Genomic DNA, 434 nt, shown 5'->3' on the forward strand with positions numbered 1-434 from the left:
TCCTCTGCCTCGTCCAGGTGCAGTACCGCCACGTCGGCGCCTTCGCGTGCGAACAGCACCGCCACCGCACGGCCGATACCGGAATCGCCACCGGTGATGATCGCGCGCATGCCCTGCAGTTTGCCGCTGCCGGCGTAGTCCGGTGCAAGGAAACGCGGCGCCAGCTCCAGTTCGTGTTCATGCCCTGGCTTGGCCAGCTGCTGCGCCGGCATCGCCTCCGGCTGACGGCGTGCGCCTGCCTGGGTCGCGGTCTTCTTTGTTGCCTTCTTTGCCGCGCGCACGTCCTTGGCCTTTTCCTGGTCCTGCAGGCGCCGCTGCCGGGCCGCGACGCGCGCTGCCCGCGGATCGCTGGCGGCCGCCTTGCGGGTTGCGGTCTTCACCACGCGCGGGCGATCCGGGGCAGCAGCGGTCTTCGTCGCGGTGCTGCCTTTACG

At 70.3% G+C, this 434-nt stretch carries 1 pseudogene; it reads right to left on the reverse strand.

The features are described from left to right. Positions 1–434, reverse strand: a pseudogene (locus VG556_RS22550) (short-chain dehydrogenase); the annotation flags it as partial.

It is taken from the genome of Stenotrophomonas sp. CASM106, assembly GCF_049384825.1.
Classification (GTDB): Bacteria; Pseudomonadota; Gammaproteobacteria; order Xanthomonadales; family Xanthomonadaceae; genus Stenotrophomonas; species Stenotrophomonas muris.